At 57.0% G+C, this 26950-nt stretch carries 22 protein-coding genes; 15 read left to right on the plus strand and 7 right to left on the minus strand.

The window, feature by feature from the left end; translation table 11 throughout:
• The first annotated feature begins 90 nt into the window (after positions 1–90).
• From ACT8X9_RS00005 to ACT8X9_RS00050, 10 genes are all read left to right on the plus strand, one after another.
• Entirely contained in the window at positions 91–1194 is a 1104-nt protein-coding gene (locus tag ACT8X9_RS00005; RefSeq protein WP_444267693.1) for a nuclease-related domain-containing protein, read from the plus strand.
• 14 nt (positions 1195–1208) lie between these two features.
• The gene (locus tag ACT8X9_RS00010; protein ID WP_158399631.1) at positions 1209–1619 is read left to right on the plus strand and encodes a hypothetical protein; all 411 of its coding nucleotides are present in this window, start codon (positions 1209–1211) and stop codon (positions 1617–1619) included.
• Positions 1620–1636: 17 nt separating this feature from the next.
• Positions 1637–1834, plus strand: a complete 198-nt coding sequence (locus tag ACT8X9_RS00015) for a hypothetical protein (protein WP_158399630.1) — start codon at positions 1637–1639, stop codon at positions 1832–1834.
• Between the two features lie 525 nt (positions 1835–2359).
• Positions 2360–3679, plus strand: a complete 1320-nt coding sequence (locus ACT8X9_RS00020; protein WP_444267694.1) for a DNA primase family protein — start codon at positions 2360–2362, stop codon at positions 3677–3679.
• Between the two features lie 505 nt (positions 3680–4184).
• Positions 4185–5429, plus strand: coding sequence for a hypothetical protein (locus tag ACT8X9_RS00025; RefSeq protein ID WP_444267695.1), 1245 nt, complete (start codon positions 4185–4187; stop codon positions 5427–5429).
• Positions 5430–5506: 77 nt separating this feature from the next.
• Positions 5507–5701, plus strand: a complete 195-nt coding sequence (locus tag ACT8X9_RS00030; protein ID WP_156059779.1) for an excisionase — start codon at positions 5507–5509, stop codon at positions 5699–5701.
• 107 nt (positions 5702–5808) lie between these two features.
• Complete coding sequence (locus tag ACT8X9_RS00035; protein WP_444267696.1) at positions 5809–7041, plus strand: tyrosine-type recombinase/integrase; 1233 nt, start codon at positions 5809–5811, stop codon at positions 7039–7041.
• A 332-nt stretch (positions 7042–7373) separates the two neighbouring features.
• The gene (locus ACT8X9_RS00040) at positions 7374–7799 is read left to right on the plus strand and encodes a TRAP transporter large permease subunit (RefSeq protein WP_444267697.1); all 426 of its coding nucleotides are present in this window, start codon (positions 7374–7376) and stop codon (positions 7797–7799) included.
• A gap of 129 nt (positions 7800–7928) precedes the next feature.
• A complete protein-coding gene (locus tag ACT8X9_RS00045; protein ID WP_444267698.1) occupies positions 7929–8885 on the plus strand; it encodes an alpha-1,2-fucosyltransferase in 957 nt (318 codons plus the stop codon).
• Positions 8882–10405 (plus strand): lipopolysaccharide biosynthesis protein, encoded by a 1524-nt coding sequence (locus tag ACT8X9_RS00050; protein ID WP_444267699.1) that lies wholly within the window; start codon positions 8882–8884, stop codon positions 10403–10405. The genes ACT8X9_RS00045 and ACT8X9_RS00050 overlap by 4 nt, the downstream gene beginning before the upstream one ends.
• 98 nt (positions 10406–10503) lie before the next feature.
• Here ACT8X9_RS00050 and ACT8X9_RS00055 read toward each other — a convergent pair whose 3' ends face one another.
• On the minus strand, positions 10504–11649 hold the full coding sequence (locus tag ACT8X9_RS00055; protein WP_444267700.1) for a glycoside hydrolase family 88/105 protein: 1146 nt from the start codon (positions 11647–11649) through the stop codon (positions 10504–10506).
• A gap of 4 nt (positions 11650–11653) precedes the next feature.
• The gene (locus ACT8X9_RS00060) at positions 11654–13210 is read right to left on the minus strand and encodes a glycoside hydrolase family 28 protein (protein WP_444267701.1); all 1557 of its coding nucleotides are present in this window, start codon (positions 13208–13210) and stop codon (positions 11654–11656) included.
• A gap of 120 nt (positions 13211–13330) precedes the next feature.
• On the opposite strand from ACT8X9_RS00060, the gene ACT8X9_RS00065 reads away from it, so the two are divergent.
• Positions 13331–14140 carry an AraC family transcriptional regulator gene (locus tag ACT8X9_RS00065; RefSeq protein ID WP_444267702.1) on the plus strand — a complete coding sequence of 270 codons (810 nt, stop codon included), beginning with the start codon at positions 13331–13333 and terminating at the stop codon, positions 14138–14140.
• Between the two features lie 291 nt (positions 14141–14431).
• Here ACT8X9_RS00065 and ACT8X9_RS00070 read toward each other — a convergent pair whose 3' ends face one another.
• The 5 genes from ACT8X9_RS00070 to ACT8X9_RS00090 form a co-directional block, all read right to left on the minus strand.
• Complete coding sequence (locus ACT8X9_RS00070) at positions 14432–15289, minus strand: carbohydrate ABC transporter permease (RefSeq protein ID WP_412589058.1); 858 nt, start codon at positions 15287–15289, stop codon at positions 14432–14434.
• An 11-nt stretch (positions 15290–15300) separates the two neighbouring features.
• Positions 15301–16227 carry a carbohydrate ABC transporter permease gene (locus tag ACT8X9_RS00075; RefSeq protein ID WP_227620907.1) on the minus strand — a complete coding sequence of 309 codons (927 nt, stop codon included), beginning with the start codon at positions 16225–16227 and terminating at the stop codon, positions 15301–15303.
• 207 nt (positions 16228–16434) lie between these two features.
• Complete coding sequence (locus ACT8X9_RS00080) at positions 16435–17805, minus strand: ABC transporter substrate-binding protein (RefSeq protein ID WP_249234115.1); 1371 nt, start codon at positions 17803–17805, stop codon at positions 16435–16437.
• A 481-nt stretch (positions 17806–18286) separates the two neighbouring features.
• Positions 18287–18889, minus strand: a complete 603-nt coding sequence (locus tag ACT8X9_RS00085) for a thymidine kinase (protein WP_227620909.1) — start codon at positions 18887–18889, stop codon at positions 18287–18289.
• 78 nt (positions 18890–18967) lie between these two features.
• Positions 18968–19609 carry a redox-sensing transcriptional repressor Rex gene (locus ACT8X9_RS00090; protein WP_249234117.1) on the minus strand — a complete coding sequence of 214 codons (642 nt, stop codon included), beginning with the start codon at positions 19607–19609 and terminating at the stop codon, positions 18968–18970.
• 268 nt (positions 19610–19877) lie between these two features.
• On the opposite strand from ACT8X9_RS00090, the gene ACT8X9_RS00095 reads away from it, so the two are divergent.
• From ACT8X9_RS00095 to ACT8X9_RS00110, 4 genes are all read left to right on the plus strand, one after another.
• Positions 19878–20564: a ClpP family protease gene (locus tag ACT8X9_RS00095; protein ID WP_227620911.1), complete on the plus strand. Its 687-nt coding sequence runs from the start codon at positions 19878–19880 to the stop codon at positions 20562–20564.
• 132 nt (positions 20565–20696) lie between these two features.
• On the plus strand, positions 20697–23564 hold the full coding sequence (locus tag ACT8X9_RS00100) for a DNA translocase FtsK (RefSeq protein ID WP_444267703.1): 2868 nt from the start codon (positions 20697–20699) through the stop codon (positions 23562–23564).
• Between the two features lie 99 nt (positions 23565–23663).
• Entirely contained in the window at positions 23664–25718 is a 2055-nt protein-coding gene (locus tag ACT8X9_RS00105; RefSeq protein WP_444267704.1) for a YgiQ family radical SAM protein, read from the plus strand.
• Complete coding sequence (locus tag ACT8X9_RS00110) at positions 25691–26833, plus strand: MBL fold metallo-hydrolase (RefSeq protein WP_444267705.1); 1143 nt, start codon at positions 25691–25693, stop codon at positions 26831–26833. Before ACT8X9_RS00105 ends, ACT8X9_RS00110 begins: the two co-directional genes overlap by 28 nt.
• The last annotated feature ends 117 nt before the right edge of the window (positions 26834–26950 follow it).

Below are 26950 nucleotides of genomic sequence, written 5' to 3' on the forward strand. Positions count from 1 at the left end.
GGATATATACTATTGACTGCCCCAAGAATAGCAGATATAATTGTAGCTGTCAAGAGAAACCACTTGGGAAATGATATAAGGAGAGTGTGTATGGAAGGCGACAACATTTATGATAGCCGGGTCAGTCAAATAAAAAAACAGCTAAAGGGCCTTGGCACAAGTCCTTACCGACTCTACACCAATCAAGAAGTGATTGACCGCCTGAAAGAGCTCCAAGCCGCAATGGCAAGGGGTGCTTTTGAAAAGACCCACGCCGAAAATCTCCGGGATAAGGACATCATGCTGCACTTCAAAACGCTGGCTGAAGAGTATGAGTTTTCGCAGACCGATACATATTGCCGCTTTGAAACCAATATGCGGGAGCTCAGCTACACCATCGGCACCTACATCAAAGGAATGTGCGGTGAACGAATGGCGCGGAAATCCCTGAAGCTACTTTCTCTGGATAAGAGCATCCGAATCCTTTATAACGTCCAGTTGGAGGACGAGGATGTTCAGGCCGAGTATGATGCCATCGTTGTTGCGCCATATGGACTGTTTGTTGTCGAGGTCAAAAATTGGGACGGCGATATAATGATCACTCCGAGCGGATTGCTGACAAAAGATGAAGGCAGGATCACTTATAGTCTTGCTGACAAAATGAGCATTAAGGAAGCTCTCCTGCGGGAACACCTGCAAGATCAGTTTCCGGCAAGCTTTCACACGATGCTTCTGCTTCCAACCGAGAAAGCTCATGTCCAGGACGACTATCAGAAGATCTTTGTATGCTGTGGCGGCGCACTCTCCTATGAAATCCGATCTTTTGAATCACTCGAAAACGCTATGACTGCCGAACAAGTTGCAGCTATTGCGGAAACAATTTGTGCTCACCATAAAGAGCAACGCACCCTTTGCCCAGTAAACTGCGATGAAATCATTGAGGACTATGCGATCCTGATGGCGCGTATCGAGGAACTTGCGGCAAACTCTGAATCCCTTGGCGAAGATCGCCCGGAAGATGTTGAACACTCCAAAACGCAGAAGGAAACACCTGTTGAAACAGACCACAAGGAGCCGACTGCACAGGAAGCATCTGCCAAACGGTGGTATGAATCTGTCAATTGGGGAAGCCTTGCAGTTCAGGCGGCAGTCGTTGTTATCCCCGCTGTAGCCACGGCAATTTTCTCTCATAGGCGGAATGTCAAATTATTTTGAGGAGGCTCTTTTTCATGAAGCAGCGAATGAAAGATTTCAGGCAATGGGTCAAGGAGCACAAAGGACTTTTAGCTGTTGCTGGCATCTCTGTTACGGTGCTGGTTGCTTTGGTTCTCTGTGCACGGAACAAGGATGAAATTGACCACATTCTTTCCTTGTTAAAGAGGGCTGTGAAAGATGCCTCGGACGAGGATGTGGCCGGAAGTGTGAGCATCAATCTAAGCGATGTGACACAGCCTGTGTTGGAAGTGTACGATTCTGAAACGCATACTGTTACCCAGCAGATTCCCCTTTTTATCAGAAAGCTGCCCGATAATTGGCACCACTCGGCTGCGAAGGCGGAAGAAGCAGATCGCCTTGGTATCCAGTTGGCAATCAATGAAACGTTAGTCGATCCGCACCAGCGAATCAGAACTGTTGCATAAAGTAGGAGGTAAAAGTAATGCACGAACTTTTAGCAAAATCCGACCGTCAGCTGGGTATGTGTTTGCGAATGTTGTATGACGAGGGGATGCCCGGTCCGCTGGACGTCCACTCGGAGATCAACGACAAAGGCAAGATGGAGTTTCATGTGCTCCTTCCCGTGGATGACGAAACGTTTGAACGGCTGCAGAAGCGGTTTGAAACCATGGTGCGATAACCTGATTCTGATTCCCAAAACCTTGTCAAGAGGGCTGGCACCGTCCAACCCTCTCTCTTTTTGCCAAAGTTTCCATCGCGTTTTCTTGCAAGCTGCCGAAAATGACGTTTTCTCAAAACTTTTTGTTGACACGGCTCGATTTTTGTGGTAATCTATCCCAACAATTGAATATAACATATTTTTACATATTCGTTCAGTCCCTGCGGGGATGAACATTTTGGCTTTCAGCCGTTACATAACCGACTAGCATGACCTTCCAGAAAAAGCGAAGGCAGAGCTGGTCTGTTTTGTGACGGCTTTTTTGTTGCCGTTTTGCCCGTTGCACCTTGAAAACCGCATGACCGTCTGCATGGGATACCCGGCGATGACCCCCAAGTGGGAGAGCCGGAAAACGCCGCCGGAAGGGGGCAGGAAAGCCATGCGGGGAGAACGGCGGGACGTTGATTTCCCAGTTGCGGAGAAAAACGATGTACTCAAAATGAGCACATCGTTTTTCCGTAACGCCAATGAAAGGATGGAATGCCTATGAGTAATTTTACCCCTGCATGGATCAAGAAAGGCTTCTTCAACGAATCCCTGTTTTGTGATGATTTTCTGAGTATCCACCAGCTGCTTTACTCGAATGGCGCATTTTTCACCCCGGAAGGCAGGGTCACGGACACCATGAACCTGCGCTGTGAAATTTTCGATATGCTGCGAGACCATATCGGCGCAAATATCGCCAAACGAGTCAGCAATGTGGTGGACGTGCTGAAACTGGCGGCACAGGTGGAGGACTTCCCGCCCGTCACCGACCGCATTGCGCTGGCAAACGGCACCCTGTATCTGGACGGTACCTTTCAAGAGGGCAAGCCGGCGATCGTGCGCAACCGCCTCCCGGTCAAGTATGACCCGAAAGCCCCGCAGCCCACCCATTGGCTGCGGTTTCTGTCCGACCTGCTCTACCCGGAGGACATTCCCACGGTGCAGGAGTTCATCGGCTACTGCCTGATCCCCAGCAACAAGGGACAGCGCATGATGGTCATTAAAGGCAGCGGCGGCGAGGGCAAGTCGCAGATCGGTGTGGTGCTGTCCCGGCTGTTCGGCTGCAACATGAAGGATGGCAGCATCGGCAAGATCTCGGAGAACCGCTTTGCCCGTGCTGACCTGGAGCACACCCTGCTCTGTGTGGACGACGATATGCGGATGGAAGCCCTGCGCCAGACCAACTATGTCAAGTCCATCGTGACCGCACAGGGGCAGATGGACTTGGAGCGCAAGGGCAAGCAGAGCTATCAGGGTTGGATGTACGCCCGTCTGCTGGCGTTCAGCAATGGCGATTTGCAGGCATTGTATGACCGCTCGGACGGTTTCTATCGTCGTCAGCTCATCTTGACCACCAAGGATAAGCCCCTGTCTCGTGTGGATGACCCGGACATTGCCGAGAAGATGGCGGCAGAGGTCGAGGGCATCCTGCTGTGGGCATTTGAGGGCTTGCAGCGGCTGGTGAAGAATGGCTTCCAGTTCACCGAGAGTGACCGTGCCAAGCGCAACCGGGAACTGGTGAAGCGGGACAACAACAATGTGTTTGATTTCCTCGAATCCGAGGGCTACATCCGCCTGAAGGCGGATGCCTGCACCAGCTCGAAAGAGCTGTATGAGGTCTACAAGATGTGGTGCGAGGAGAACAGCCTGAATGCGATCAAGGCCAGAGGGTTCAGCGATGCGCTGATCGCCAACCAGCGCAGGTATAATCTGGAATCCACCAACAACATCGTCAATTCGTCCGGGCGGCGTGTCCGGGGCTTTGTGGGCATCGAAGCCCTTGTGCAGCCCGACCTCACCCCCAATGGCTGGCGGGCATGACCCCTATATGGTGCGTTTTCGGTCTTTCGCTGCGTACGTGCGTACAGAGAAAGCCGTCTGCTGCGTACGCACGTACGCAGCAAAACGCCCAAGTTCTCCTTTATAGGGGGGTGTTGGCAAAGTGTCAGCTTGACAGTTTGCCAAGAGTGGTAAGTGCCGGAGGGCGACATTTACCAGTTTCTGCCCAAATCCCCAAAATGGGAATCAGGGCGAGATGGCCGTTATTAGACCGTCTATCTGCCTGTTACCATTTTGGGAACAGGCAAAATCAGTTGGTCATTTTGGCCAACTGAAAAAGCCGGACAAGTTGGTGGGCAGGAATTCGCAAATCTTTGACCTCCAGCTTGCCAAAATCAACAGGCCAAAATGGCCCGTTGAAGGGAGTCAAGGGGGAACGCCTTGCCCAGTGATATGATGCTGTGCGTCATATCCTACTGGGTATTATCTGGCGCAAAAACGCGGCAGATCCAGCAGCTCCGCTGCTGCGTTCTCCTACGCCAAGCTGTTGAAACGGAGGGATGTCTATCTGAAGCTGACACGACACAACGGACGAGCCGGAGCACACGGCACTTACAACCCCAAGCACAATGACCGCAGTTTCAACCTTGCCAACAGTGAGCACATCGACCCGGAACGAGCCAAGGGCAACATCTACTGGGACTGCTTCCACGGTTTCCGTTCGGCTCTTGACCCACAAGACCCGGATGATCTGGCGACAACCTTCTCAGATGTGGAACGTCAATTCTACGAAACCCACTACACGGCTTTTGTGGAAAGCCAGAATGAGCGCAACGCCAAGATTCGGCACACGGAACGCAACCGCTCCATTCCCGACCTGCTGTCCAGCCGCAAGACCTGCCCGGAAGAAACTATCTACCAGCTTGGAACGCTGGATGAACACGCTTCGCCAGAGGACTTGCTGAACATCGTCACCGAGTTCATTGAGGAGTTCAAGGGCAAATTTGGCGAACACGTCCATGTGCTGGACTGGGCACTGCATCTGGACGAAAGCACACCCCATATCCACGAACGTCATGTGTTCGACTGCGAGAACAAGTATGGCGAGGTAGCACCCCAGCAGGAAAAGGCATTGGAAGCACTGGGTTTCGACCTGCCTGACCCGGGCAAGCCTCTCAGCCGCCGCAACAACCGCAAAATCACCTTTGATGCTGCCTGTCGGAAAATGCTGTTTGAGATTGCAAAGCGGCACGGGCTGGAACTGGAGGAAGAAGCGGAGTATGGCAACCGCAGGTATTTGGAAAAGCAGGACTTCATTCTTGCCAAGCAGAAAGAGCAGCTTGCCGCCCAGCAGAGCAAGCTGGACGAGCTGACCCTGAAAGTTTCGGATATGGAGACCCTGCTGGAAGATGTTTCGGCTGCGGCCTATGACAAGGCGGTGGAGGTCGTGACGGACGTGGTACGCACCGAGACCCGCAAGGAAGATATGCGGATGATCGAGGACACGAAGAAGTGGGTGCTGTCCCCGGAGAGAAAGGCTCCGCAGGCCACGAGAGAGTATGCCGCTCACCGTTTGGACACCGTGCTGGACAAGTTCCTCAAGACCATGCAGACCACTGCTGCACGTCTGCAAGAGAAGCTGCTGAAACCGGAAGTCCGGCAGAAGGGCAAAGAGCAGGTCAAGGAGAAAGCACGGGATTCCGTTCTGCAACTGCTGAACCGCTTGCAGGCAGAACAGACGAACAAACCAACGGCACAACCCCACACACAGGAGGGGCACTCGGAAATCTGAACCTCATCGGGAGCGTTTGGGGCAGAAAGTGCCAGCTTTCTGCCCCGGCACCCGGTTACAAGGATATGGAGGTGCAAGTGAAAGAAGTTCCGATTTGGCAAAAGAGTAATCTGACCTTGGAGGAAGCGGCGGCTTACTCTGGGATCGGTATCAATAAACTGCGGTCAATGACCGATAGCGATGAATGCAAGTTCGTCCTTTGGAACGGAACCAAACGGCTGATCAAACGCCGTAAGCTGGACGAATATCTGGACAAGGCATTCTCGATTTGATGCGGTTCAAAAATTGACCGTTTGATGTTGCAGGGAGTCTTGCGTCATGGTATACTCATGGCGTAAGGCTCCTTTTCAACATTCTGTGCATGAAAAGGAGAGTTTATATGCAAAGACGTAAAGATAATAAAGGCCGTGTTTTGAAGGATGGCGAGGTCTACCGCAAGAGCGACGGGCTGTATATGTACCGTTGGACTGCGAAAAACGGAAAACGCCATACCATCTATGATGCAACCTTGGAGGGGCTGCGCGAAAAGGAAGAGAAAATCCAGCACGACTTGGCAGAAGGCATCCGCATTCCGGAGTGCAGTCTGACCTTGAACGATCTGTTTGAACTGTGGCGTAAGAACAAGGTGGGCTTGAAAGAGCATACCTTCGCCAATTACGTTTATATGTACAATCGGTTTGTTCGGGATGAGATCGGCATGATGAAGCTCAAGGACATTCGCAAGTCGGATATCCGTAGCTACTACAATGGCATCGTCCGCAACGGCAAGATGGCGTTGAACACGCTGGAAACCATCCAGAATGTTCTTCATCAGGTCTTTGCGGTGGCGGTGGACGATGAGTACATCCGTGTGAATCCCACGGATGGTGTCCTGACGGCCATTAAAGCCGCCCACCAGTACGAAACGCCCAAACGCCACGCTCTGACCCTGCCCCAGCAGCAGGCGTTTCTGAATTTCATCAAGAAAACGCCGAAGTTCCAGCACTGGCTCCCGATGTTCACCTTCATGCTGGGTACCGGATGCCGCATCTCGGAAACGGTTGGCCTGTGCTGGGGCGACATCGACTTCGAGAGTGGGTTTATCACCATCCAGCACAATCTGGTGTACCATGACCACGAGGTGGGCGGCTGCTATTTCACCATGTCCACCCCCAAGACTGCCGCCGGTAAGCGGGCAATTCCGATCTTGCCCGAAGTGCGGAAGGCACTGGAACAGGAGCGCGCCAACCAGCAGGAACTGGAATTGGTGTGCGAATACGAGATCGACGGAATCTCGGACTTCGTATTCCTGAACCGTTTCGGCCAGCCGCAGAATCCGCAGACGGTCAACCGCGCCATCAAGCGCATCAGCGTGGCATACAACGAAGCCGAACTGGAAAAGGCCGAAAAGGAAAAACGGGAACCGCAGCTGTTGCCGTCCTTCTCCTGCCATAATCTCCGGCACACGTTCTGCACCCGGCTGTGCGAAAATGAGACCAACCTGAAGATCATTCAGGACATCATGGGACACAAGGACATCAGCACCACGATGGAGATTTACGCGGAAGCCACCAAGGAAGCCAAAGCTCATTCCTTTGCAAATCTGAACGGTAAACTGGGCATTTCGGTCTGAAATCCACTACACCAACTACTACACCACTTTTACACCAAATTGCCGGTAAGTTGTGGAGAGTTGCGTAGGGTGACGTACGGGAGAGGGAAAAAGGAAGCCGCATGGATAGGCTTATAAAGGGAAATAAAGCCATTTGTGAGCCTTCCTTGACCTGTCCCCACGATGAAGCCGATTGAACAGTAAATTTCCAATTTAAGCAAAACAAAGCCTGAAACTTCTTTATGTACCGAGAAGTTTCAGGCTTTTTCTTTTGGTGAATTTCCAGCGAAAACTACACTATACGCCAATTTTACGCCAAACGATGCAGGATTTTGTGCAGAGCAAAAAGAGCGTTGTTCCGGTTTGGCAGTAACGCCTGCACCGGCCATATGTACGGCAACATCGGTCAGGTCTCCTGCCTGATGTCCACCCTGATGGGCGGCGTTTCCGGCTCTGCTGTTGCGGACGCCTCGATGGAGTGCCGCATCCTCGGACCTGAGATGAACCGTCTGGGCTACGACCGCGGCTGGTCTGCCGCCATCAACGGCCTGTCCGGCCTGATCGTCGCCACCATTCCGCCGAGCATGGGCCTGATCATCTATGGCACCGTCGGCGAGGTCTCCATTGGCCGTCTGTTCATGGCTGGCTGGGTCCCCGGCATCCTGATGTGCGTGCTGCTGATGCTGGCCGTCACTTGGAGCGCCCGCCGCTTCGGCTACAAGCCCGAGCACGACCATCCGGCTCCGCTGTCTGAGATCCTCAAGGCTCTGCATCGGTGAACAGTTGTATTTCTCGGGATGAAATGTTATACTTGTCGAAAAGCAAAAAATCATGCAATATGCAGCTTGCGGATGCGGCTTGTGCATGAAAAATGCGGATCACTTGAACAAGGGGTAAAGGAGAACCAAATGATCGTTGTCAGAATATCGCACGGACTGGGAAACCAGATGTACCAGTATGCGCTGCTGCTCTCGCTCAAAAAAATATATAAGGACATCGACATTAAGATCGATACAAATCATTATGAAAAGGACAAATCCCATACCGGATATATTCTGGATAAACTTTTCGGAATAAAGGAATGTGTGGCGTCGGAAGAGGAATGCAGGAAAGTATATTCGGGATGCAGATATTATAAAGGATTTGGAAGAGAGGGCCTGAGCTTTCAGCCGCTCCGGATGCTCTATCGGAGGGTCTATTCTAAAATCGGAAATCTGGCAAGCTCAGGCAATGGATCTCACATGATCCAAGACTACAAGTTTAATATTTTCAATCCGGAAGTTTTCAACTTGGACCCCAAAAGAGATTGGTACTTGAGTGGATACTGGCAGAATCTTCAGTATTTCGACTGGAACAAAGAGGAAGTTAAGAAGGCTTTTGATTTTTCGCTGGATCTTGATGAGAGGAAAAAAGAACTCGTGGCAGAGATGTTGTCCTGCAACTCGGTGAGCGTACATGTCAGAAAGGGAGACTACACAGGCTCGGGATTTGATCTGTGCGGCGATGAATACTATCATGAAGCAATCCAAAAAATAAAAGAACGAGTGGAGGATTGCAGATTCTACTTCTTTTCCGATGATGCGGAGTATGTAAAAGCGCATTTCGGAAATGTGGAAAATTCTGTGATCGTTTCAAATGGTGCAGACGAAGTGGAAGCGGATCTGCTGATGATGGAAAAATGCCGTCATCATATTATTCCGAACAGCACCTTCAGTTTTTGGCCGGCATATCTGAACGAATCGGAAAACAGCGTAACTGTATGCCCGCAATACTCTTTATCGGATAACGGAAAGATGTACCGGGCGGACTATCCTCAAAACTGGATCCGGATCGAAAATGCAAGGGGAAAGCAGGGGCTTCGATGAATAAAAGCAAAGTACTGCTCTTGAAAAACTGCTCGACCGGATTGGTCAGTCAAGTGATGACATTGATCTTCCAGTTTTTGACACGAAGCCTGTTCATCCGGTACATCGGCATTGAACTTTTGGGCGTATACAGCACCTTTACCTCTGTCCTGAGTACGCTGTCCCTTGCAGAACTGGGATTTCAAACGGCTATCGTTTTCAGCCTCTATAAGCCACTGGCGCAGCGAGACGAGCAGCAGATCAATGACATTGTCAATGTTTTCCGGTTTGTTTATGACTGCATCGGTGCCTTTTTTATTCTGGCTTCCTTGGCCCTTCTGCCGTTCTTAAAGTATATCCTCACAGGGATAACCGTGACGAATGCGATCTATCTCTATTTTCTGATCCAGGCGTTTTCCTCAGCGTGCACCTATTTTTTGGCCTATAAGAGATCGCTGCTTTATGCAGATCAGAAAGACTACATCTCCAAGATCATTGATATGATCGTAAATGTTATCGCAAACATCTTACAGATCATAGCGATGGTGTATTTCAAGGATTATCTGCTGTATCTTGTGCTGAAGCTCATGCAGGTGATCGTATCAAACATCTGGGTCCATTGGGTCTGCGCAAGGCTGTATCCATTTTTAAAGAGGGAAAAAATAAAATTCACGTTATTGAGATCGCTTTTTTCCAATGTGAAAAATGTCTTTGCAGGGAAAATTGCCACCTATGTGTATAGCTCGACCGACAGCCTTGTGATCTCGGCATTCATCAGTACGGTCCAAGTCGGGTATCTGGTGAATTATACAACGATCTCACAGCAGCTCAAAACCTTGATCTCGGGTCTTCTGAATCCGATCACGCCCATGATCGGAAATGTTCTGGCGACCGACTCCGAGGGGGAAAGCAAAGAGGGCGCATTCAAACTGTATGCAGTCATGCGTGTCCTGATCGCAATGATGATCGTTGTTCCTTTTTGTGTTCTGATCAACGACTTTATTGCCATGTGGGTCGGCGCGGAGTATATCCTTCCCGCTTCGGTAGTGGTGCTGCTTGTAATGGACCTGTACATTCATTTTGTGCACAGCGTAAATGTTGATTTTATCAATGCGGCGGGACTGTTCAGAGAAGACAGAGACAACGAGATCATTGCAGCCGTATTGAACATTACATTATCGATACTGGGCGCCAAGACCATAGGACTGGCAGGCGTATTGCTGGGAACGGTCGTGAGCCAGATGTGGTTCTGGTTCGGGAGAAGCTACGTCGTGTTCAAATTGTGCTTGCAGGCGGACAAAGAGGACTATCTGAAGTATTGGCTCAAAAATATCGTTGACGGGGTCGCATTGACGGTTTCGATCGTCTTCTGCGCTTATCTGAACAGCAGGCTGCCGATCGCCAATGGCTATCTTAAATTTGTTTGTTCTGGCATCCTCTGTGAGGCCGTATCCGTCGCCTTGTTTGGGGTCTTTCATTTCGGAGACCCGGAAGTCCGGAAAATGCTGAAATATCTGGTGAATCATATCGGAAAGAGATAAAGGCCCCCTTGGTGCTTCTCTTTTCTGCATCAAAAATCGCCCCGGCTCCCTCGTGCGGTGAGGGAGCCGGGGCGTTTTTTTGCGTGATACGGTCTTTCTTACTTCCGTGCAATCATCTCGGTGTAGGCCAGCACCAGCGGGCCGACGCCCTTGGCATCGTTGCAGACCACAGGCTCACTGAAATAGTAGGCCAGCGAGCCGTCGCGGTGGTCTTTGCCGCCGAGGCCTGCCACGAGGCAGATGCCGCCCAGCTGCAAACTGCCGTCCGGGTTCTTGGAAAGGTACTTGTCGCAGGTGCCGTAGAAGGCCTTCTCGGCCCATGCAGCCATCCGCTTGGGCAGGTAGCCCAGACGCACGCCCTTGAGCACGGCATAAGCGAAGAGAGCTGTGCCGCTGGTCTCGAGGTAGTTGCCCTCGACGCCGGGATGGTCCATCACCTGCCAGAACATACCGGTCTCCTCGTCCTGAAACTTGTGGACGTTCTCGATGGTCTGCTTCAGCATGGCCATGATGCCGCGGTACTCGTTGTAGAGCTGCTCGTCCATCCGCTCCAGCACATCCACCATCGCCACCATGAACCAGCCCATGGCCCGCAGCCAGAAGTTGGGGCTGCATCCGGTGACGGGGTCGGCCCAGTACATCGTGCGGCTCTCGTCGTAGCCGTGGTAGTACAGGCCGGTCTTCTCATCCCGCATATGTTTTTGGATGTTCATGAACTGCTTGTAGCTGTCGATGCAGCCCTGCATCTTGTTGTAGCGGGTCTCATATTCCATGTAGAAGGGCTGGGCCATATAGGTGCCGTCCAGCCAGACCTGCCACGGGTAGATGTCCTTGTGCCAGAAGTTGCCCTCCTTGGTGCGGGGCTGGGTCAGCAGCTGGCTGCGGATGGTGTCGATGGCCTTGCGGTATTTTTCGTCCCCGAAGATGTCGTAGAGGGTGAACAGGTTCTTGCCCTGATTCACGTTGTCGAGGTTGTATTCCTTCGGGTCATAGGTCTTGATGGAGCCGTCCTCCTGCACGAAGAAGTCGATGAAGTCCTTGGAAAACTTCAGATACTTCTCGTCGCCGGTGGTCTTGTAGAGGCTCAGGCAGGCGGTGATCATGCAGCCGTCGATGTAGTTCCACTTGTTGGGCTTGCCGCTGCGCACCTTCTCGATGTTCCACATGGGGGCCTCAGCGCTGGAATTGGCGATAAGATAGTCCACATAATCGCCCAGCATGGACAGGATCTCTTCGTGTGTCATGATGTTAGTCCTCCTCAAAATGGCCGACGTTGGCGAAGCGCAGACGCTCGCCCTCGTAGCCCTCGATTTTGACGTTGTGCAGCTGGATGCTCTTCACGTTCTCGGCGTAGATGGCCAGCTTCTTCACATAGGGGCGGTTGTCAGCCATGGCGGCCTGACCTTCCTTGGCGTCGGGGTCGAAGGTGATGGTGACATTCTTCATGGAGACGCCCTCGATGGGCTGCTCGGGCAGGCCGTCGAAGTAGCAGCCCGCGAACTGCGCGTCGGTGGCGACGATGTCCTCCATCGTCAGGGTGCCCAGCTTGGGGGTATACTCGTCCACCGGCAGGGCCTCGCGGCACTGGACGTAGGGGCCATGGCCGTCCGGGTCGCAGAAGTAGAACATATTGATGACGAAGGGGGCCTTGACGCCCCGCATCTCCACATTGCGGAACACCAGACCGTCAATGACGGCGGTGTTGCCGCGGCCCCGGCGGGTCTTGACCCGCAGACCGCGGTCGGTGTGATCCATGAGGCACTGGGTGACGACCATGTCCTTGACGCCGCCGCTCATCTCGCTGCCGATGACGATGCCGCCGTGGCCCTTGTCCAGCAGACAGTTGCGGATGACGGTGTGCTCGCAGCTCTTCTTGAGCTTCATGCCGAGGAAGACCTTGCTGGCCTTCATGGCGATGCAGTCGTCGCCGACGTGGATGTTGACGCCGATGATGCGGATGTACTCGCAGCTCTCGGGGTCGATGCCGTCGGTGTTGGGGGCGTTGTAGGGGTTGTTGATGTTGAAGTTCAGCAGGTCAAGATGCTTGACGAAGATGGGGTGGATGGTCCACGAGTAGCTGTTCTGCACCGTGATGCCGTGGAGGCAGACGTTCTCGCTGTCCACCATTGCCACAGCGCGGGGACGCCATGCGATGCGCTTGACCTTGGGATTCACCCACCAGTCGCCGTTCTGGGCGTCGCAGTCCAGCGTGCCTTCGCCGGTGACGACGACGTCATGCACCTGCGTGATGTTCAGCAGGCCCGCGAAGCTGTTCAGGGGGTTGCCCTCCCAGCCGGTGAGGTAGTATTCGTCCACCTCGTTCTCGCTGGGGAGGACGCCGGGCAGGATGGGGTAGTGGGTGCGGTCGTTGTCGCCCAGCAGCACAGCGCCCTTTTCAAGGTAGAGGGTGGTGCAGCTCTTCATGAAGAGGCTGGACGTGCGGTAGCGGCCAGCCGGGACGTACACCGTGCCGCCCTTGGGGCAGGTGGAGAGGGCGGCCTGCAGCCGGACGGTATTGTCGGTCTCGCCGTCGGCGACGAGGCCGTAGCGGGACGCATCCACAAAGAAACTCTCGGCCTCGGTGGTGAAGTCCAGCTTCAGGTGTTCGCCCTCGGCGTCCACCTCCACGGTGTAGGAGGTGGAGGGGGTCAGGGAGAAGAGGGAAAAGACGTTGGTGTTGCAGCTTTCATAAATGGTCTTGCCGTTCAGAGCCACGGTGAAGGGGTGCTCCGGACGGAAGCACTTGCCGTTTTCCAGCTCGAAGACAGCGCTGCGGGTCATGGAACGGATGAGAGACAGGTTCATTTTTACAGCCTCCTGAGTTATTTGCGTCGATTTGCGGCTTGCCCGCAGAGGGCGGGCATGGTACACTGGGGATAGAAGAACTGCCCGGAGCGGGCAGGCAAAGCAGAAGGGAGAAGGACGATGCGGGCCGAACGGGAAAAACTCAATGCAAAGATCACGGCGGGGTCACTCCGAATGACCAGCGGGCAGCTCGAACTGCCTGCGGAGTCGTGCCATATCATCCTGTTTTCGGGCGGCAGCTGTACTGTCCGGTGCGGGGACACGGCCCTGCTGGTCAGCCCCGGCTGTGTGCTGCTGCTGGGGCCGGAGGCATGGGTGGTGTCGCAGGCCGGTCATGCCCTGCCCGAGATGCTGGGATGCGGGTTCCCGCTGACGGCGCTCCACGAGATGAAGAACGCCACCGGCGAAGATTTTCTCCGCCTCTTTGCGCCGGGCAGCCAGATGGCCCTTTACGGCAGCATCCAGTGGGCCAGCCGCCTGCGGACGCTGCTGGAGATGATGCGGAGCGCGATGGGGGAGCCGGAGTATCCGGGCGGGCTGTATCTGGCGCTGACGCTCCACTATGTGGAGCAGGAGCACCGGGCACAGAGCGCCGCCGACGCCCGCCCCCGCAACGAGACGGTGGAGCAGATCTGCGCTTATCTCGCGGCCAACTACCAGCAGAAGTTCTCCCTCACCGAGGTGGCGGCGCGGTTCTACATCTCGCCCTACTACCTGAGCCGGCTGTTCCGGCGGGTGACGGGGCAGTCCATCGTGGACTATATCAACGCCCGCCGCATCGAGGCGGCCCAGAAGCTTCTGGAAACGACAGAGCTGAGCATCGGCAGCGTGGCGGAGCAGACCGGCTTTGCCTCTGCGGCCCACTTCCGCCGCGTCTTCCGGGAGACGATGGGAGTCGGGCCGCTGCAATATCGGAAGAGCAGGAAATAGCGAGCCTCAAAAGCCTCTCCCTTTGGGAGAGGTGTCACCGAAGGTGACGGAGAGGGCAAGGGCGTTAACCGGAAGTATCAGCATAGCGATAGGCTCGCTTTAACAAAGGCTCTGCTTATCGCAGCGCTGCATATATTTGTCAGCGTCCTTGCCCTCTCAGGCGCTCACGCGCCAGCTCTCCCAAGGGGAGAGCCTTTGACATTAGAAATGCCCCCTGCATCCTCTCTACGGGAAGAGGCACAGGGGGCATTCGTGTTTGTCTGGAGTTATCCGAGCAGCGGGGGCGTCAGCTTAGCCTTTGACCGCGCCAGCGGAAATACCTTCGACGAACTGATCCTGTGCGCAGAAGAACACGATGAGCTGCGGCAGGATGGAGATCAGGGACAGGGCCAGAATACGGTTCCAAGCAAAGCCCGTATCACCGTCCATGGACAGCTTGACGAACAGGGACATGGGGTACTTTGCAGGAGTCTGGACGTAAAGCAGGGGACCCATGAAGTCGTTGCAGCTCCACATGAACTGGAACAGTGCGCAGGACACCAGAGCGGGCATCAGCATCGGGACGATGACCTTGTACAGGGTCTGGAAGGAGGAGCAGCCGTCGATGGCGGCAGCCTCGTCCAGATCGCGGGGGACGTTGCGCATGAACTGCACCAGCTGGTAGACGAAGTAGGTCTCCGTTGCGAATGCGCAGTGGACCCAGATGGCCAGATAGAACGGGCTGTTGACCCAGCCGAACTTGGTGTACAGCAGGAACTGAGGCACGTTCAGGACGACCTGAGGCAGGAACAGGGTGGCCAGCATGATGCTGAACAGGATCTTCCGGCCCGGGAAATCGAAACGACCGAAGCCGTAGGCTGCGATGCAGGCAGAGACCACGGTGCAGACGACCTTGGGCAGGACGTAGCTGTAAGTGTTCAGCATGGCCTGCAGGATGTTGATGGAACCGCCGAAGTTGTTCAGCGCGTTCTTGTAGCCCTCCAGAGTGGGGTTCTTGATCCACAGGCCGATGCCTGCAAAGATCTCGCTGTTGTCCTTAAAGGTGGCGCTGATCATCCACAGCAGGGGATAGATCATGATGAGGCCCACCAGGATCAGGACAAAGTACTTGAAAAACGTCGCAATGGCGTTAGAAGCTTTCATTCCCATACTGTCACACCTTACCTTTCATCCGAGTAGTAGACCCACTTCTTCTGGCTGGTGAAGGCGATGATCGTCAGGATGCAGACGATAACGAACATGATCCATGCCAGTGCGGAAGCCATGCCCATCTGGTTGGACTTGAATGCGTAGTTGTAGACCAGAATGGAGATGAGGGTGGTGGAACCGCGGGGACCGCCGTTGGTGATGATGAACGGGCCATTGAACTCCTGGAAAGCCTGGCAGATCTGAGTGACCAGATTGTAGAAGATAATGGGAGTGATCATCGGAACGGTGATGGAGAAGAACTGACGCCACTTGCCTGCGCCGTCGATGGTGGCAGCCTCGTACAGGTCGGCGGGCACGCCCTTCAGGGCGGCGAGGAACAGCACCATGGCGGAGCCGAACTGCCAGATACGCAGGAAGCAGATGATCCACAGTGCGTAGCTGGGGTCACTCAGCCAAGAGGGACCCTGAAAATGACCGAAGGTCAGGATACGGATCAGAGTGTTGACCAGACCGTCATCGCGGAAGACAGCCTTCCACAGCACGGCGATGGCAACAGAGCCGCCGAGGATGGAAGGGATGTAGTAGACGGTGCGGAACAGGTTCACGCAGGCGATCTTGAAGTTCAGGATGTAGGCGATGAACAGTGCGAACACCAGCTTCAGGGGCACCGTGATGAAGCTGTACTTGAAGGTGGTGATGAGCGCCTTGGTGATCTTGGGGGTGGAGAAGGCGTCCACATAGTTCATGATGCCGTACTGATGGATGCCGTTGAAGAAGTCCATATCCGTAAAGCTGTAGTACAGAGACTGGCCGAACGGGATGGCTTTGAAGACGACGAAGCCGATGATCCAAGGGATCAGATAGAACAGGCCCTGCCATTTGTCAATGAACTTCTGGGCCGGGGTACGCCCGATAGAGGGCGCTTTGCTTTCTTTCATCCGGGAATCCTCCTTTTATAAGGATAATCTCTCGTGCACCGCAATCATTTGGACATACTTTTGTCAAAAAAATGTCATCGCTGTCTTGCGAAAAAGGGGCATCCGTCCGTAGGTGGAAAGGATGCCCCCTTGCAAGACCCTTTTATGCGGTGCGGCCCGTACGAACACCGCGCGTGCGCGGGCCGCGAGAGGTCTGTGAGGCGGAAATTAGACGGTATAGCCGACTGCGTCCATGCCGTCCAGCAGGGTATCGACCAGATCAGCGCCGGAGACGTTGTCGTAATCCAGAGAGTCGAAGACCTCCTGATAGACGCCGGTGCCGGTAGCCTTCAGGTCGTTGGACTCGAACAGGGGGTCGAGCTGGTTGGAAACGAAGGCCATGACCTTGCCGTTTGCCTCAGCGACCAGCTCCTTGACAGCGCCGGCAGCCTGAGCAGCAGCCAGACCAGCCTTGGAAGCGGGGATGCCGCACTCAGAACCCATGATGGAAGCGCCCTCTTCCTCGTTCAGCAGGAAGTTGATGAGGGTAGCTGCTTCTGCGGGGTGTGCGCAGGTCTTGGTGATGGCCAGACCCATGGAGACCTTGGAGAAGCCGCCGTTGTAATCGCCGAACTTGATCTCGTCGCCGACGGTGAAGCCAGCCTTGTTCTCTTCGTCCAGAGCGTCAGCGTACTTGGTAGCGGAGGAGTCCCACTCGAAGCAGCCAGCCAGCTTGCCGGTAATCCACTCGTTGGACTGGTGAGCAGCGTTATCGCCGTTGGAGCCGTAGTAGGTGGGCAGGCTCATGATGACGTGGCCCTCGACGAGGCTCTTGATGAAGTCGATGCCCTCGGCGATCTGGTCAGCGTCGTAGTTCAGGGTGGAGGTGGTGGGATCTGCCCAGTCCTTGCCGTACTTGGACTCGAGGTAGAAGACCATCAGGATCATACGGTCGTATGCGCCCAGATGCAGGGGATAGTAGTCATCGCCCAGCTTCTCCTGGAAGGTCTTGCCGGCAGCCATCAGCTCGTCCAGAGTAGTGGGGTAGGAGATGCCGGCCTTGTCGAAGGTGGTCTTGTTCCAGTAGAAGATACGGCCAGTCATGGAGACGGGCACGCACTGCTGAGCATTTGCCACATTGCAGGCAGCCAGCTTGGCCTCATCCCACTGGGTCAGGTCGAGGTAATCCGTGACGCTGTTCAGGTCGATGAAGGTCTGGCCGCTCTTAGAATAGTTGTACAGCCAGTTCCAGTTGATCTGGCAGACATCCTCAGCGACGCCGCCTGCGAACTTGGTGGACATGGTATCCTCCCAGCCGGACCATGCAGCGAAGGTGGGGTTGATGGTGATGGTGCTGTTCTTGGCCATGAAAGCCTTGATGGCCTCCTGATAGGCGTTGTGACGAGACTCGCCGCCCCACCAGCTCATGGTCAGGGTGACGGGGTCAGAAGACAGGCCGGCCACGGATGCTGCGGAAGCAGCAGTGGAAGTGGCGGTAGAGCCAGCGTTGCCAGAGCCGCCGCATGCGGCCAGAAGGCCGGCAGCGCCCACAGCGCCGGAGACCTTCAGAAAGTCACGACGAGAAATTGCCTTGCTCATTTTCGTTCTCCTCCTAATGTAAAAAACAACTGCTTGCACGGACGCCTCTGCAAAGCATCCGTTGTATACAAATATGATACCAAAGGCAAGAAGAAAAAGAAAGATGCAAATTGTAGGGATAGCGGCGGAAAACGAACAAATATTGCGCTTATTTTTTGCACGGTTTTGACGTCATTGCCATAATGAATAAACTTGAGGCCAAAAACTGTGCAACTTGTATACTTCAACGATTTGCATAGAAAACTGGGATGCAACAGGGAAAGAATGGCCGGATTTGCAAGAATTTTGTAACCAAGTCATATTTTGCCGAATGGACGTTGTATACATCAAAAGCGACGATGACAAAAACTTCCGGCCATGAACTGATATATCAATAGCGCAAAAAACGTGCGAATCGGGCCTTGGCTGATATATCACGGATGAAGAAAAGATACAAAAAATGCCGCCCGGCGTGCGGACGGCATGAAATCAGGGAAAACGATCATCGGCGGGCGGCATAGAAAGCGCGGCGCTCCCGGAAATAGCACTGGGGGCACATGCTGACGTACTGGACGTCGTTCTGAAGGTCGATGGCCACCTGCTCGCCCTCAAAGACGAAGCGGCCGTTGACCTTGCGGCAGTTGCAGGTGGCCTTGCGGCCGCAGGCGCAGATGGTCTTCATCTCCTCGATGGTATGGGCCAGCTCCAGCAGACGGGTGGAGCCGGGGAAGCCCTTGAGGGAGAAGTCGGAGCGCAGGCCGTAGCAGATGACCGGGATGTTCAGATCCACCGTCACCATGAACAGCTGCTCGGCCTGTGCGGCGGTAAAGAACTGGCTCTCGTCGCAGAGCACGCAGGCCAGAGGCTTGCCCTCGCTGCTGGCGGCCCGGACGGCCTCCACGAGGTCCATATCCGGCGGCACCAGCAGGTCGGCGGGGCGGCGGACGCCCAGACGGCTCACGAGGTCGCCGCTGCCCTTGGTGTCCACCTTCGGTTTGAGGATGAACACCCGCATCCCCTGCTCCTCATAGTTGTGGGCCACCTGCATCAGCGCGGTGCTCTTGCCGCTGTTCATTGCGCCGTAACGGAAATAAAGCTTTGCCATGTCGAAAAATTCTCCTCATGAAAGGACCCTCCCAGCCAGAGCCTGACGGAGAGGGTCGGCATTTTGCAGTAAGATGGCTCAGTCCTGATTGCGCAGCCGGTAGCCGAGGCTCATCAGGCTGTCGCCGAGATGGACGTTCTCCACGACGACATCGGGGTAGGACACCGACAGGTCGTAGTGGGAGAAGTTCCAGAAGCCCTGGATCCCCAGCGCCACCAGACGGCCACTGATCTCCTCTGCGCCGCTGCGGGGCAGACAGAGGACGGCCACCTCGGGGTGATGCTCGGCGCAGAACGTCTCCAGCTCATCGATGTGGAGGATCTGGATGCCGTTGATCTCCTTGCCAACCTCGTCGGGGGCGTTGTCGAAGGCGGCGATGAGCTTATAGCCGTTGGTGTCGGTGGTGATAAAGCGGCTCACGGCCTTGCCCAGACGGCCGCAGCCGATGAGGATGGTGGGCAGACGGTCACCGTTGCCGAAGAGCAGGTCCTCAAGGATGTTCAGCAGGTTCTCTACCGAATAGCCGATGCCTTGACGGCCATTCACATCGCCGATGCAGTTGAAGTCCTGCCGCACCTGCGAGGCGGTGGTGCCCATCTGGGCGGCCAGCTCGCGGGACGAGATGCTGGTGATGCCGTCGTTTTTCAGGGTGCGCAGGTAGCGATAATATTTGGGCAGACGCTTGATGACGGGCAGGGAAGCTTTGCCGGGAGTATTCATAGGGAGTTCTCCTTTCTTTTTGTCCGCAGGATCGCCGGGGGAGAGGTGCGCAGCGGCAGGGCGCTCCGGCAAGGAATAGATGTGTACTTTTCCGTACAATAATGATACTTATTTGACAATCTTATCTCTAGTATAAAGTATACATCGTGAAGCGAGAATGTCAAATCCTTTGGCGCAATTTTTTGCAAAAGCAAAGAAATCTTTGCCGAAGCATAACCGACAGGAATGCCGGACAAGCTGAAATGAAGCAAAAAGGAGGGCGCAGAGAATGGCACAGGAAGAGAAAAATATCCCCGTGGAGCAGCAGCGATTGGAAAAAGAGCAGATCGAGGACATGGGCAGCATCTACCGCACCCGGGGCGCTCACGCCATCCACTGTCTGACTGTCATCGGGCAGGTGGAGGGCCATGTGGAAGCCCCGCAGGGCCAGAAGACCACCAAGTATGAGCACGTCATCCCCCAGCTGGTGGCTGTGCAGGAAGACCCTGCCATCGAGGGGCTGCTGGTGCTGCTCAACACCGTGGGCGGAGATGTGGAGGCAGGGCTTGCGCTGGCCGAACTCATCGCCAGCATCTCGAAGCCCAGTGCGGCGGTGGTGCTGGGCGGAGGCCACTCCATCGGCATCCCGCTGGCCGTCAGCGCCCAGCGGAGTTTCATCGTGCCCACCGCCACCATGACGGTCCACCCCGTCCGCCACTCGGGGATGATCTTGGGCGTGCCCCAGACCATGCGCTGGTTCGAGCAGATGCAGGAGCGGATCACCGGCTTTGTCGCGGCCCACAGCGGCATCTCGGAAAAGCGGTACACCGAGCTGATGATGCGCACCGGCGAGCTGGTCATGGATGTGGGTACCGTGCTGGACGGCCGGAAAGCCGTGCGGGAAAAGCTCATCGACGAGCTGGGCGGGCTGTCGGATGCGCTGGCGTGGCTCTACCGAGAAATCGAGGGGAAATAAATTGCCATTTGACTTTTCCCGTGGTACAATGAAAGAATCGAATCGTATCGGGATTCTTCCATCGTCACCGACAGAGCCGCCTCGGGCGCGCCCTGCTTCTATATATAAGATAAGGAACGGTTTTTAGGGATCATGGCAAAAAGAAAACGCAGAACTTCCGCGCGGGGCAGCGCCTCGCGCCGCAAAAAACGGTCGCAGGACCGGATGCCAGCGGGGCTTGTCACCCTGTTTGCAGGGCTGGTGCTCATGGCGCTGGCCTTCGTGCCGGGCAGCTCGGCATGGCGCACGATGCACGACGTTCTGTTCGGCCTGTTCGGCTGTGGAAGCTTTGTGGTGGGGGCGGCGCTGTGCTATCTGGCCATCCTCTACACCCGGGGCGAAGACCTCCTGCCCCACATCGCCAAGCTTATGCTGGGCCTCATCTTCGCCAGCGGCACGGTCATCGTCTTTTCGGACATCCCCGCCGACCAGACCGCCGCGCAGATGACCGCCGCCTGCTATCAGAATGGGATGAGTGCATGGCTCTCGGGCGGCGCACTGGGTGCTGTGCTGGGCGGGACGCTCCTGCTGCTCTGCGGCAGGCCTGCCGCTAACTTGGTCATGGCGGCGCTGGCGGCTTGCGCCAGCCTGTACATCTTTGACATCACCCCCGCCGAGTGCTGGCAGTGGCTCTGCAATGTGGGCGGCAGCGTCCACGAAAAGGGCCTCGCGGTCCACGAGCAGAACGCCGCCCGCCGTGCCGAGCGCCTTGCGGCCCGCGCGGCAGAAGAGGCCGAAGCGGAGGAGTACGATGGGTATGACGATGACTTCCCCGAGGACGAGGAAGACTACAGCGAAGAAGAGCCGGAGGCTCCGGCGTTCCACATCCAGCCTCCCGGCTGGCTGGCTGGCGTCTTCCACTGGGGCCATCAGATGATGCAGGGCGGCGGGCCGGCCGCACCTGCGCCGGCCGAGCCCGCCCCGCCTCAGCCCGAGCCTGTCCCGGTGCAGGTGGAAAAGCCCCGGCCCCGCGCCCCCTTTGACATCGACCTCGGCCCGGACCATACGACCGTCACCGAGGGCGGCAGCGAACCCATCGAGCCGATCATCCTCGGCCCCGGCGGGACCTTTGGGATGGACCCGCTCCGTCGTGCACCCATCCGCGCCACCGTGACCCCCATCGTGCCGGATGCGGTGGACACCGCCGCCGAAGATTTCTTTGCGGCCCAACCGGAACCGCCTGCCGCGCCGACCGTGACGCCCGCTGCCCCGGTGGAGGAGGACGAAACTCCGGAGCCGCCGCTCTCCTTCGGCATCCCGCTCTATGAGCCGACGCCTGCGCCGGAGGCTGCCCCGCAGCCGGTCAGTGCCGAGAATGCTGCGGCCTTCCGCTCGGAGCCGGATGAGGACGGCTGGATCAGCATCACCAGCGAACCGGTGGAGGAAAAAGACCTCAACACGCTGGTGGCGGCGGCCATGGAAAAGCCCGCCGTCTCGGAGGAGCAGGCCGCGAAGGCCCCCGCAGAGGAGGCCGAGACGGAAGAGAGCTTCCAGTATCAGTACCCCTCCATCGAGCTGTTCGAGCGTGCTCCCGACGAGGGCGACCCCGGCGCGGAGGATGAGCTGAAGGCCAACGCCCAGAAGCTGGTGGACACGCTGGAGAGCTTCGGCGTCCGCACCCGTGTGCTGGACATTTCCCGCGGCCCGTCGGTCACACGGTATGAGGTGCAGCCGATGGCGGGCGTCAAGATCAGCCGCATCACCTCGCTGGCGGACGACATCGCCCTGAACCTCGCGGTGGCCGATGTCCGTATGGAGGCCCCCATCCCCGGCAAGCCCGCCGTGGGCATCGAGGTGCCCAACCACAAGAAAACGCCGGTCTACATCCGCAGCGTCTTCGAGAGCCAGAGCTTCCTGCGGATGACCTCGCCGCTGGGCATCGCGCTGGGCAAGGACATCGCCGGTGTGGCGCAGGTGGCCGACCTGTGCAAGATGCCCCATCTGCTCATCGCGGGCAGCACTGGCAGCGGCAAATCGGTCTGTGTCAACAGCATCATCATGAGCCTGCTCTTCCGTTCCAGCCCCGAGGACGTCAAGCTCCTGCTCATCGACCCCAAGGTGGTCGAGCTGGCGGAGTATAACGGCATCCCCCACCTGCTGATGCCCGTCGTCACCGAGCCGCGCAAGGCGGCAGGCGCACTGGGCGGCGCGGTGCAGGAGATGGAGCGCCGCTACCACCTCTTTGCCGAGAACAATGTCCGCGACATCAAATCCTTCAACAAGCTGGCAGCCAACGACCCGAACCTCGAGAAGATGCCCTACATCGCCATCATCATCGACGAGCTGGCCGACCTGATGATGGTGGTCGGCAAGGATGTGGAGGACTCCATCTGCCGCATCGCCCAGAAGGCCCGAGCGGCCGGTATGCACCTCATCGTAGCCACCCAGCGCCCCAGCGTGGACGTCATCACCGGCCTCATCAAAGCCAATATCCCCAGCCGCATCGCTTTCGCCGTGTCCAGTCAGGTGGACAGCCGCACCATCCTCGACGGTGCCGGTGCCGAAAAGCTGCTGGGTATGGGTGATATGCTCTTTATGCCGGTGGGCGCACCCAAGCCCACCCGCATCCAAGGCACTTTTGTGCGGGATGAGGAGATCAGCCGGGTGCTGGACTTCATCAAGAAGAGCGCCACCGTCCAGTACGACGAGGCCATGATCGAGGCGATGGAAAAACACGCCATTCAGGACGGCAAGAAGGGCAGCGGCTCTGCCGACTCCGATGAGGAGGGCGGCAGCGACCCGATGCTCAAGCAGGCTGTGGAGGTGGTCATCGACGCCGGTCAGGCGTCTACGAGCCTTCTGCAGCGCCGCTGCAAGCTGGGCTACGCCCGCGCCGCCCGCATCATGGACGAAATGGAAGAAAAAGGCATCATCGGCCCTTACGAGGGCGCGAAGCCCCGCGCTGTCCTCATCAGCCGCCAGCAGTGGCTGGAGATGCAGATGAATCAGCCGGATGAATGACCGCTCAGTCAAAGCCTTCCAGTTTTGCCAGCTTCCCTGTTAGAAAAGCCGCTGGCGCGCCGGGCAGGTATTGTTTAACAAGAGAGATAAAGGATAACTATGGAACATTACACCGAATTTCTCCCCATCAGCCGGGCCGACATGGAGGCCCGGGGGTGGGAACAGCTGGACTTTGTGGTGGTGGGCGGCGACGCCTATGTGGACCACCCCAGTTTCGGCACCGCTATCATCAGCCGTCTGCTGGAAGCCGAGGGCTACAAGGTGGGCGTGCTGGCCCAGCCCCGCTACAGCGACTGCGAGGACTTCAAGCGGTTCGGCAAGCCGAAGTACGGTTTCTTCATCGGCGGCGGCAACGTAGACAGCATGGTCAGCCATTACTCGGTCGCCAAGATCCCCCGCGCCGAGGACGAGTACTCCCCCGGCGGCAAGGGCGGCGCACGGCCCGACCGCAGCGCCACCGTCTACACCAGACTTGCAAAGCAGGCTTACCCCGATCTGCCCGTCATTCTGGGCGGCCTCGAGGCCTCGCTGCGCCGATTCGCCCATTACGACTACTGGCTGGACACCGTCCTGCCCAGCATCGCCGAGGACTCGGGTGCGGACATCATCAGCTTCGGCATGGGCGAGCACCAGACCGTGGCGATCGCTCGCCGTCTGGCGGCAGGAGAGCCGGTGGAGAGCATCACCGACGTGGATGGTACCTGCTACATGACCGACTTCGACCACCTGCCCGAGCGGTATGTGGAGTGTGCCGGCTTCAAGAAGGTGGCCTCCGATAAGGTGGCCTACGCCAAGGCCTGCCGCATCCAGATGGACAATCAGGATGTCGTCAGCGGCAATATCATCGTCCAGAAGCAGAGCGAAAAGTACCTCGTCCAGAACATCCCCGCCAAGCCCCTCGTTCGCTGGGAGCTGGATAAGGTCTACGCCCTGCCCTACACCCGCCGCTACCACCCCATCTACGAGGCCATGGGCGGCGTGCCTGCCATCCGCGAGGTGCAGTTCTCCATCATCCAGAACCGCGGCTGCTTCGGCGGCTGCAACTTCTGTGCCATCCAGCTGCATCAGGGGCGGCGCGTCACCAGCCGCAGCGCCGACAGCATCGTGGCCGAGGCAGAGCGGATGACCCACGAGCCGGATTTCAAGGGCTACATCCATGACATCGGCGGCCCGACGGCCAACTTCCGCTTCCCGTCCTGCCGGGAGCAGATGCTGCGCGGTATGTGCAGCGGCGGCAAGCACTGTCTTGCCCCCACCACCTGCTCTCACATGATCGTGGACCACAGCGACTATCTGAAGATCCTCCGCCGCGTCCGGGAGCTGCCCGGCGTCAAGAAGGTCTTTATCCGCAGCGGCATCCGCTTTGACTACCTGATGGCCGACCCCGACGACACCTTCTTCAAGGAGCTGGTGGAGTACCACGTTTCCGGCCAGCTGAAGGTCGCGCCCGAGCACTGCGCCCCCAACACCCTCGCCTACATGGGCAAGCCCCCCATCGAGACCTTCAACAAGTTCAAGGACAAGTTCTACGAGCTGAGCAAGAAGGCGGGCAAAAAGCAGTACCTCGTGCCCTACCTCATGTCCAGCCACCCGGGCAGCACCCTCAAGGATGCCGTCTATCTGGCAGAGTACCTTTATAAGAACCATATGCGCCCCGAGCAGGTGCAGGATTTCTATCCCACCCCCGGCACGGTGAGCACCTGTATGTTCTACACCGGCCTCGACCCCTACACCCTCAAGCCTGTGTTCGTGGAAAAGACCGCCGAGGGCAAGGCCCTGCAGCGTGCCCTGCTCCAGTACTATGAGCCGCGCAACGCGGAAAAGGTCATCAAGGCGCTGAAGATGACCCACCGGGAGGACCTGATCCCCCTGCTGGTGCCCGCTGCGGGCCGCATCGCCGTCCAGCGCTCGGCCCGCAGGGCGGAGGCCGCAGACGTGACCATCCACGGGGACGGCACCTATACCGTCCGGCCCAGAGGCAAGGGCAGCAAAAACGCGAAGCCACAGGGCAGCAGCCCGGCGGGCCGCAATCCGGCGGGCCGCCAGCCCAGCCCCGGCGCACGCTTTGCGCCCCACTCTGCCCCGGCGCACAAACCGAAAAATAATCAACAGAAAGAGAACGCATCGTGGAAAACTTCAAAAAAGAAAAAGTGACCGCCCGAAAGCTCATGAGCCGGCTTGCGGCGCTGGCGCTTGCAGCGGCCCTTGTGCTGGGTCTTGTGGGCTGTGACACCTCCTCCGCCCTCCCCGGCGGCAGCGCCGACCTCATCCCGAACCCTGCCGCCTCCCAGACCGTCCCGGCCGACGGACAGGACGCCGCCTTCCAGATGCACTTCATCGATGTGGGGCAGGCCCTCAGCGTCTTGGTGGAGTGCGACGGACAGTTCATGCTCTATGACGGCGGCAATGTGGACGACGGCAGTCTGGTCGTCTCCTACTTGCAGAGTCAGGGGGTCGAGCAGCTGGAATACGTCTTCTGCTCCCACGCCCACGAGGACCATGTGGGAGGTCTGGCCGCTGCGCTGGCCTACTTCCCGGCCTACCACGTCTACAGCCCCGTGACTGAGGCCTCCACCAAGTGCTTCAAGGACTTCGTCAAGTACACCCAGCAGCAGAACCTCCAAGTCGAGGTGCCCACGGTGGGCACCCAGTGGGCGCTGGGCAGCGCCACCGTGACCATGCTTGGCCCGGTGGCCCAGTATGAGGAAACCAACGACACCTCCATCGTCCTGCGCATCGACTACGGCGCGACCAGCTTTCTGCTGACAGGCGACATGGAGGCCGACGCCGAGCGCGACCTTGTGGCCAGCGGCGCGAACCTCAAGGTGGACGTCTTGCAGGTGGGACACCACGGTTCCAGCACCTCTACGAGCTATGTTTTCCTGAACGCCGTCCTGCCCGAAATGGGCATCATTTCCTGCGGGGTCAACAACAAATACGGCCACCCCCACGAGGAGACCCTGAGCATCCTGCGGGATGCTGGCGTGGACGTCTACCGCACCGACCTTCTGGGAACCATCACGGTGTCCAGCGACGGCCAGAACTACACGGTGGCCACCGAGCACTATGCCACCGACGCCGAGCTGAACCCCACCGACCCGGCGGCGTCCAGCACCGCCCAGCAGGCCTACATCGGAAACGTGAACAGCAAAAAGTTCCACCTGCCCAGCTGCCCGAATCTCCCGGCGGAGAAGAATCAGATCCTCTTCTCCAGCTACGACGAGGCTGTGGCCGCAGGCTACAGCCCTTGCTCTACCTGCATCAAATAAGATGACCGCTCAGCAAAAAAAGGCCAGAGTTATTTTCGCTTGAAGGTGTCATCAGCGAAAGATTCTATCGAACCATCCGCTTTTTCCATTCCTGTCGCAATTTTTTTAACGCTTCAA

The sequence above is a fragment of the Faecalibacterium sp. genome (assembly GCF_052358865.1).
In the GTDB taxonomy this organism is placed as follows: domain Bacteria; phylum Bacillota; class Clostridia; order Oscillospirales; family Ruminococcaceae; genus Faecalibacterium; species Faecalibacterium butyricigenerans.

Excerpts from the sequence above, each read along its gene's own strand:
- ACT8X9_RS00105 (WP_444267704.1), top strand. The coding sequence starts at position 23,664 with ATGGAACATTACACCGAATTTCTCCCCATCAGCCGGGCCGACATGGAG.
- ACT8X9_RS00005 (WP_444267693.1), top strand. The coding sequence starts at position 91 with ATGGAAGGCGACAACATTTATGATAGCCGGGTCAGTCAAATAAAAAAA.
- ACT8X9_RS00065 (WP_444267702.1), top strand. The coding sequence starts at position 13,331 with ATGCGGGCCGAACGGGAAAAACTCAATGCAAAGATCACGGCGGGGTCA.
- ACT8X9_RS00010 (WP_158399631.1), top strand. The coding sequence starts at position 1,209 with ATGAAGCAGCGAATGAAAGATTTCAGGCAATGGGTCAAGGAGCACAAA.
- ACT8X9_RS00045 (WP_444267698.1), top strand. The coding sequence starts at position 7,929 with ATGATCGTTGTCAGAATATCGCACGGACTGGGAAACCAGATGTACCAG.
- ACT8X9_RS00060 (WP_444267701.1), bottom strand. The coding sequence starts at position 13,210 with ATGAACCTGTCTCTCATCCGTTCCATGACCCGCAGCGCTGTCTTCGAG.
- ACT8X9_RS00020 (WP_444267694.1), top strand. The coding sequence starts at position 2,360 with ATGAGTAATTTTACCCCTGCATGGATCAAGAAAGGCTTCTTCAACGAA.
- ACT8X9_RS00015 (WP_158399630.1), top strand. The coding sequence starts at position 1,637 with ATGCACGAACTTTTAGCAAAATCCGACCGTCAGCTGGGTATGTGTTTG.
- ACT8X9_RS00055 (WP_444267700.1), bottom strand. The coding sequence starts at position 11,649 with ATGACACACGAAGAGATCCTGTCCATGCTGGGCGATTATGTGGACTAT.
- ACT8X9_RS00050 (WP_444267699.1), top strand. The coding sequence starts at position 8,882 with ATGAATAAAAGCAAAGTACTGCTCTTGAAAAACTGCTCGACCGGATTG.
- ACT8X9_RS00035 (WP_444267696.1), top strand. The coding sequence starts at position 5,809 with ATGCAAAGACGTAAAGATAATAAAGGCCGTGTTTTGAAGGATGGCGAG.
- ACT8X9_RS00080 (WP_249234115.1), bottom strand. The coding sequence starts at position 17,805 with ATGAGCAAGGCAATTTCTCGTCGTGACTTTCTGAAGGTCTCCGGCGCT.
- ACT8X9_RS00090 (WP_249234117.1), bottom strand. The coding sequence starts at position 19,609 with ATGAATACTCCCGGCAAAGCTTCCCTGCCCGTCATCAAGCGTCTGCCC.
- ACT8X9_RS00070 (WP_412589058.1), bottom strand. The coding sequence starts at position 15,289 with ATGGGAATGAAAGCTTCTAACGCCATTGCGACGTTTTTCAAGTACTTT.
- ACT8X9_RS00075 (WP_227620907.1), bottom strand. The coding sequence starts at position 16,227 with ATGAAAGAAAGCAAAGCGCCCTCTATCGGGCGTACCCCGGCCCAGAAG.
- ACT8X9_RS00085 (WP_227620909.1), bottom strand. The coding sequence starts at position 18,889 with ATGGCAAAGCTTTATTTCCGTTACGGCGCAATGAACAGCGGCAAGAGC.
- ACT8X9_RS00095 (WP_227620911.1), top strand. The coding sequence starts at position 19,878 with ATGGCACAGGAAGAGAAAAATATCCCCGTGGAGCAGCAGCGATTGGAA.
- ACT8X9_RS00100 (WP_444267703.1), top strand. The coding sequence starts at position 20,697 with ATGGCAAAAAGAAAACGCAGAACTTCCGCGCGGGGCAGCGCCTCGCGC.